The 7,677-nt window shown below is 52.3% G+C and carries 4 protein-coding genes and 1 pseudogene; all 5 read right to left on the bottom strand.

Translation table 11 applies throughout. From position 1 onward, the window contains the following. Positions 1-79: 79 nt before the first annotated feature. Entirely contained in the window at positions 80-3,316 is a 3,237-nt protein-coding gene (locus tag Q7J88_RS11665) for an efflux RND transporter permease subunit (RefSeq protein WP_303722402.1), read from the bottom strand. Positions 3,317-3,338: 22 nt separating this feature from the next. Beyond that, entirely contained in the window at positions 3,339-4,607 is a 1,269-nt protein-coding gene (locus Q7J88_RS11660; protein ID WP_303722401.1) for an efflux RND transporter periplasmic adaptor subunit, read from the bottom strand. 24 nt (positions 4,608-4,631) lie between these two features. Further along, positions 4,632-5,810, bottom strand: a complete 1,179-nt coding sequence (locus Q7J88_RS11655) for a TolC family protein (RefSeq protein ID WP_303722400.1) — start codon at positions 5,808-5,810, stop codon at positions 4,632-4,634. Positions 5,811-6,073: 263 nt separating this feature from the next. After that, positions 6,074-6,997 carry a hypothetical protein gene (locus Q7J88_RS11650; protein WP_303722399.1) on the bottom strand — a complete coding sequence of 308 codons (924 nt, stop codon included), beginning with the start codon at positions 6,995-6,997 and terminating at the stop codon, positions 6,074-6,076. 181 nt (positions 6,998-7,178) lie between these two features. After that, a pseudogene (locus Q7J88_RS11645) lies at positions 7,179-7,677 on the bottom strand (hypothetical protein); the annotation flags it as partial.

Below are 7,677 nucleotides of genomic sequence, written 5' to 3'. Positions count from 1 at the left end.
TAGAACAATATTTAGCTCTGCCTGTCAGGCATAGCGATGGGCGAAAAAAACCATTTGCAAATAAAAAATTATTTTTTACTTATTTTTTCGAAGCAACAATCTCGGGCTGTTTTGCTCTGGAAGGAAGGTTGCGGCCACGCCACAGGTAGTAGATCACCGGATAAATCAACAGCTCCATGAGTCCCGAGGTTGTGACACCACCGATCATCGGAGCGGCTATTCGTTTCATAACATCGGCACCGGTTCCCTGACTCCACATAATCGGCAACAAGCCGAAGATGATGACAGTGATCGTCATGATTTTTGGGCGAACGCGCCGCACCGCGCCATGGTGAATCGCTTCTTTCAAGTCACCGAGGCTGCGCATGCGTCCTTCCGCTGTCCGGAGTCGATATGACAGGTCGAGGTAGAGCAGCATCACCACCCCGGTTTCGGCATCGAGGCCGGCCAGGGCGATAATGCCGATCCAGGTGGCAACCGACATGTTGTAGCCGAGCAGATAAAGCATCCAGAAGGCGCCAACGAGAGAAAAGGGAACCGCCAGCAGAACGATGGTAGTTTTAATCAGCGACCTGGTGCTTAAATAGATAATCAAAAGGATCAGCAGGAGTGTCAGCGGGATGATCATTTGTAATCGCTTTTCCGCCGCCTGCAGGTACTCGTACTGTCCACTCCAGACCAGACTGTAGCCCTCCGGCAGGTGGATCTTCTCCGCCACCACTTTTTGCGCCTTGGCAACAAAGGTGCCGACATCGATATTGTGCAGATCGACATAAACCCAGGCTGTTTGGCGGGCGTTTTCACTTTTGATCATCGGTGGGCCCTGAAGGATCTGCAGTTTTGCGAGTTGGGAAATCGGTATGTGGGTCCCATCTTTTAGCGGTACCAGCACCCGCTTCAACGAATTGAGATCGTTGCGGAAATCGCGCTGATAGCGCAAGTTGACGGTATAGCGCTCCAACCCTTCGACGGTTTGGGTGACATTGACGCCGCCGATTGCAGACTGGATGATCTCCTGCACTTCACCGACAGTCAGGCCGTGCCTGGCGGCCGCTCGGCGATTCACCTCGAAGTCGAGATAATAGCCACCGACCACCCGTTCAGAGAAGGCGCTCAATGTTCCTTCCTGCTCCCGCATCAGGGCTTCGATCTGCACGCCGATCTCGGAAAGGGTCTCCAAATCATCCCCCATGATCTTGATGCCGACCGGTGTTTTTATGCCGGTCGAGAGCATGTCGATCCGGGCGCGAATCGGCATGGTCCAGGCGTTGGTCAATCCCGGGAATTGGATTTCCCGGTCCAACTCTGTGATCAAGGTGTTGATGTCGATGCGAGTTTCTTCCGGCCAGATCCAGCCAAGTGGAGTTTTGATAAACGAGAGCCAGTCCGGCCAATCGGAATAAAAACGCTGTTCCGGAACTTTGCGCCATTCATCCCGGGGCTTGAGCATGATAGTGGTCTCTAACATCGACAGCGGGGCTGGATCGGTCGCGGTTTCCGCCCTACCGACTTTTCCGAAGGTGCGTTCAACTTCCGGAAAGCTGGCGATGATCTGGTCGGTCTGTTGTAACAGTTCCCGCGCTTTGGTGGTCGAGATGCCAGGCAGGGTCGTCGGCATGTAGAGCAGGTCCCCTTCCTGCAGTGCTGGCATGAATTCCGAGCCAAGTGGGCGGGGCGCGAACCACAGTGGCCAGGAAATCGACACCATCAGCAGGATGGCCACAAGAAGAGTCGGCCAGCGCCATTTGAGCACAAAATCGACCAGCGGGTGGTAGATTCTGATAAAGAAACGATTGAGCGGGTTCTGTTCTTCCGGTTTGATTTTGCCACGGATAAACCAGCCCATCAGGATCGGCACCAGTGTTACCGAAAGCAGCGCGGCAGCAGCCATGGCGTAGGTTTTGGTATAGGCGAGGGGTTTGAACAGCCGCCCTGACTGTTCCTGCAAGGCGAACACCGGAATAAACGACACGGTGATCACCAGCAGGGAGAAGAACAAGGTCGGTCCGACTTCTCTGGCGGAATCTCGAATAATCTCCCCGTGTGGTTTTTTGCCAGCATCCTCTTCCAGGTGTTTATGCGCGTTTTCGGTCATGATGATGGCGGCGTCGATCATCGTGCCGATGGCAATGGCAATCCCGCCGAGGCTCATGATGTTAGAGTTGATTCCCTGCAGGTACATGATCACAAAAGACATCAGGATAGCGATCGGCAAGGTAATGATCGCCACCAGTGCGCTCGGTAGATGAAAGAGGAACAGGGCAGTGATCAGGGCAACCACCAGACTTTCTTCCAAGACTTTTTCTTTCAGCGTCCAGACCGCTCGCTCTATCAGGTTGGCGCGGTCGTAAACCGGCAGGATTGAAACCCCTTCGGGCAGGCCCGAGCGAAGCGCGTTGAGCCTGGCCCTGACTCGATCGATTGTCTGCTGGGCGTTTTCGCCGTAACGCATGACGATGATGCCACCGACGGTTTCCCCCTCGCCGTTCAGTTCAGCAATTCCCCGGCGTAATTCCGGCCCCAGAGATACCGTGGCAAAGTCGCGTAACAGTATCGGTGTGCCTTCGTTGTTGGTGCCGATCACGATCTGTTCAAGATCCTCGATGCCACGCAGATAGCCCCGGCCACGGATCATGTATTCCGTTTCACCCATCTCCAGCAACCGTCCGCCAACATCGCTGTTGCTGTTACGGATCGCTTTTTTGATCTGCGGGATGGTCAAGTTATAGGCTAGCAGGCGGTTCGGGTTGATCGAGACCTGATACTGTTTGATGAAACCACCGATGCTGGCGACTTCGGCGACACCATCGACCGCCGCAAGCTGATAGCGCAGATACCAATCCTGGATGGAGCGTAGTTGCTGCAAGTCGTGACGGTCGCTCTGTAGGACGTATTGATAGATCCAGCCCACACCGGTCGCGTCTGGTCCAAGGCGTGGCGTGACCCCCTGCGGAAGCCCCCCGGCGGCCTGGTCAAGGTATTCGAGCACTCGCGAACGGGCCCAGTAGATGTCGGTATCCTCATCAAAAATCAGGTAAACGAACGAGTAGCCAAAAAAGGAGTAGCCCCGGACCACTTTTGCGTGCGGCACTGATAACAGTTGTGAGGTCAGGGGATAGGTCACCTGGTCTTCGACCACTTGCGGAGCTTGGCCAGGATACTCGGTGTAAATGATGATCTGTACGTCGGAAGGGTCGGGCAAGGCGTCGATCGGGGTGTTTTGCAGGCTGTAGATGCCGGCAACGACCGTAAACAGGGTCAACAGAATGACGATAAATATATTGTGGATCGACCACTCGATCAGTTTTCCCAGCATAGGTCAACTCGTCATCCGTTGGTTAAAAAAGATCTTCCAGCGACTCTTCTTCGGGTTGCGGCTCGAGCATTTTCTGAATCGCCTCGCGCAGCTTGCTTTCCGAATCGAGCATGAACTGCGCCGAAGTCACCACCCGCTCACCGGCTTTAATCCCATCGAGGATTTCGGCATAGCCACTTTCATCGGTCAAACCGATTTTAACAGTGCGGGGCTCAAAGTGTCCTTCGCCAAGGGCAATAAATACGGTTTCCTTTTTGCCGGTATAAAGAACCGCTTCTGTCGGAATACTCAGCACCTGGTGATTTGGGTCAGTAATAATGGTGACATCGGCATACATGTCCGGTTTCAGTTCTAAACCTGGATTCTTCAAGTCGATCCGGGCTTTCAGGGTCCTGGTTTTTGCTTCAAGGTAGGGGTAAATCAAATCGATTCGTCCCCGGACCGGTTCGCTGGAAAAGGGGAAACGGACCTCTGTCTGTAGTCCTTTCCTGACCCAGGGGATCTCGTATTCATAGATATCGGCATACAGCCAAAGTCGGGAAATGTTGGAGATTTCCAGCAGCTCTTTGCCCGCTGGGATAAACTCGCCTTCGCGGACCATCTTCCGGGAAACAATTCCCGAAGTGGGTGCATGCAGGGTCAGAGTCTTTTCAACGCTGCCACCATGCTCAAGACGGGAAATCTGTTGCTCACTGATATCCCAAAACTGTAGCCTTTCCCGCGCGGCTCGATGCAGTCGCTCGGCGTCCTCCAGAACATTTTGAAAACCGCTTTTGGCCATCTGCTGGCGATTTTTAACCGCTAGCAACAGTTCTTCCTGGGCGGCTACCAGATCGGGGCTGTAGAGAGCTAATAGTGGATCGCCCTCGCTGACCTTTTGCCCGTTTTCATTGATGTAGAGTTCTTCAACCCATCCGGAAATTTTACAGCTGATCGCCTGCTGAGCAGGTTCTTGGTAGCTGACCAGGCCGACCGTTTGTATTTGCCTGGTCAGAGTGCGGTATTCAGCGGGCGCCGTTCGTATTCCCATCCGCTGCATGGTGACGTGGTCAACATGGATGGTTCGGGTATTTGCTGAAGAATTGGTCGCGCCGGCATTCATTGGCGTCAGTTCCATCTGGCAGATCGGACAAAACCCCGGTTCGTTAACCACAATCATCGGATGCATGCCACAGGTATATTTGTCCCCTTCAGCAGCAAAACCAGGTGGGGCAGAAAGATCTCCCGGTAGCGTTCCGGAAGGGCAGAGCAGTGAACAGCTCAGCATGAGAAGCAGCAGAAGTATTTTCATGTCATTTGCCTTTATCTTTTTCGATCAATACCCATCTTCATTGATCGCAACCCCGCTTAGGCTTTCTAAACGGGCCAGGTCGACCTGATAATCGGTGAGCGTCTGATAGTATTTTTCCTGGTACCGGTAGAGATTCAGTAATGATTCCAGCGGCTCTTTATAATCGCTGCGACCAACCTTGAAATCGGCCAGACTGGTTTGGAACAGCTGCCGCGCTTTGGGAACCAGAACGCGGCCGTAAAGTCTGGCCAGTTCACGGTTCGTTTTCAGATTGCTGGTGGCAATCTGGATGTCTGCAGAGACCTGATTGTAAAAATCTGCTCCTTCTGCCTTGACAGCACGCAAGCCACCATCGGCTTCGTAATAAGCTTCGTCCTGAACATCGCGGTTGAAGTACATCTTCACCATACTGCGCATTGCCCGGAAGCGACCCCCCAACGCCTGATAGCCTTTCATCAGCGGGCGATTGTTGAACAGGCCCGAAATCAGGTTGAACTCGTTATATTTGGGTTCAACCAGATCTTCATATTCGAGACCACCTTCGATATATGGGATCAGCTCAGCCGAAATCGATCGGCCCGCGAGGTAATTCAAGCGGGTTGCCAATGTAACGCGCTGCTCCTGTTGCTCAAGTAAACGGGCCTGTAATTGATAACGTTGCTCCTGAAGGCTGAGCACGTCTTTTTGGCGGATTTTACCAACAGCATACTGGGTATCCGCTGCCTGGAGCAGGTTTTGGAGTGTGTCGTTACTCTGCCGCGTGACTGTGATGATCTGATCGAGAAAATAGAGCCGGTAGAAGTTTTCCCGGACTTGACGGGCGATTTGCAGCCGCAGATCGGCCGCTCGATAATCGTACCAGAGCGCCTGATTCTCAATCATGTCTTTGCCTGTCAGGATTTTTCCCCGCACGCTTCTAACCTGAACTTTCTTTGCCGGACCGGCCTGGGCCTGATTGATTCTTTCCGAAACTCCCTGGCTGATATTACTGACAGGGAAGTCGAGATAATAAAATGCCGTGAGCGGTTCGGTGAGCTTGTCGATCAGCGCAATTCGGGTGTTGTAACGTTGGGATTGGGCATCGGCAGAGAGCACCTGCTGGTTTTGACTTAAGGCAGAATCGAGCAGTTCTGCGACGGTCAGCCCATTGTGCTTCGTCGTTGTTCCGGTCGCAATGCCGCAGGTGATCAGGAGGATCAGCAAACAGACCAGCAGAGTTTTGGCTCTCTCTGTGAATACAGACCTCAGACGGGGTGTTTTCAGGCATGGGATCTGGCATGCAGGCAACGTTATCACCTCCGTGGCATTTGGCATGAGGTCCAGCATTATTATCATTCATTTGCTGGCCACAAACATATTGAACACTATTTAGGTAAAGTTAGCAGCATTACAATAAATCTCAATCAAAGGAATCTATTCTATTCAGGCGAGTGGTCGCCATGCACTACCGACATGGAGCTGCCGGACTAAATTTTCCCCATGGTTTTCATTCCGTTGGAGCCATCAATTCGGAGTGCTCCCGGGTCAGTCGATTTGGGGAAGTAGAGTCGTCGCCATGCCCCATCGGCACCGGAAAAAATCAACATGCCATCGAACGGGGGGCCGTTCTTGCTGTGACTGATCAGGGGGCTGTCAGTTACTAGTTGCACCTCACCATACTGTTCAAAAGAGATTTTTCCGGCAATGGCAAATTGGGGATAAGGTGCAGCTAAATTCCAGCTCAACTGCGTCTGTGCAAGGTGATATTGCTGGCCACCAATTTCGACCAGATCCATCTCAACTTTGGCGGTATATTTTTGCTTTTCACCGGCAAAGGCGTTTAGCGACAATTGCAGTTGTCCACTCAGTCGGAAGTTTCGAACCCCCATCTGGGCAGGCAAGTCTTTGTAATTGAGCATGACAGTCAGTTGTCCGGTTGCCAGATCAAGTTGTCCGCTGAAGGGGACAGTGGCGTCGTAACTGAGTGAACAATTATCTGAGAAATTCTGATAGTTGATCTTGCCATTAACTTCACCCTGGGAATTGATCTCTGTCTCTAGGAGGTATTTTCCTTGGCAACCTTCAATTGCTACCGAAGTTTGCGAGCCAGGCACGAAATTGCTGGACTGCAGATTTATTTCAGTAAAATAGCGAAACAGTGGATCAGCGAGTAATTGATTCGGCTTGATCAGGCCGAAATATGGTACCCCATCAGACACTTTCAGGGTTAACGCCCAAGCGAGATCGGTTCGTTTTTCCTCTGGAGGTGGAAGATAGTAGGGGGAAAGAGCGACGGCCTGGGAGTTTTTACCGTCAAAGTGGACTTGTCTGCTTGATGTTGTTGCTGCACAGGAAGTCAGCGCAAAAAGAAGAATCAGTAAAATAAAGGAGTTCAGCGGCTTGATGGGCATAATCGACTTCTCCTGTTCGGATATTCAATAAGCATCTTCCGGTTAAGTATATTTTCTCCTCAGTAAATCTCAAAATCTTAAAACAAAATCCAAGTTGTGGCCTCGATCCGAGACCGATTTCTTTCTTGCTTTGAAAACGTCTATTAAAAACGTCGGTACGATTGATCGTACCGACGTATTGTCATTCGCTTCCTGTTGCTTTTACGACAGGTTTTTTTCTAGGTCTTCCCGGTTTGCGTTTCGGTTTATCTTCAACGGTAGCAGCTATTTCTGTGATTTTAGCAGCTGGGGTCATGGCTTCCATGGGTTTTGCATCGTCGGCTTTTTTTGTGGTGCGGCGGGTGCGGCGCTTCGGTTTTTCCTCTTCCACAACCGTTTCCGGCTTCGTAGTTTCTGCTGTGGGCTCTTCCGCCTTCTTGGTAGTGCGGCGAGTGCGGCGCTTTGGCTTTTCCTCGGCCGTTTCTGCTTCCGGTTTTTCTGCCTCTGGATGTGCGTTTTCAGCCGCTTTCTCTTCTTCCTTCTTGGTGGTGCGGCGGGTGCGGCGCTTCGGCTTTTCCTCGGCCGTTTCTGCTTCCGGTTTCGCTGCTTCCGGCTGCGCGGTTTCTGCTGCGGGCTCTTCCGCCTTCTTGGTGGTGCGGCGCTTCGGCTTTTCCTCGGCCGTTTCTGCTTCCGGTTTCGCT

Origin of the sequence: Malonomonas rubra (assembly GCF_003247215.1) — a bacterium.
Lineage (GTDB): Bacteria > Desulfobacterota > Desulfuromonadia > Desulfuromonadales > Geopsychrobacteraceae > Malonomonas > Malonomonas rubra_A.
The sequence above is the reverse complement of the archived record's forward strand: the minus strand, read 5'-3'. Positions and strand labels throughout refer to the sequence as shown.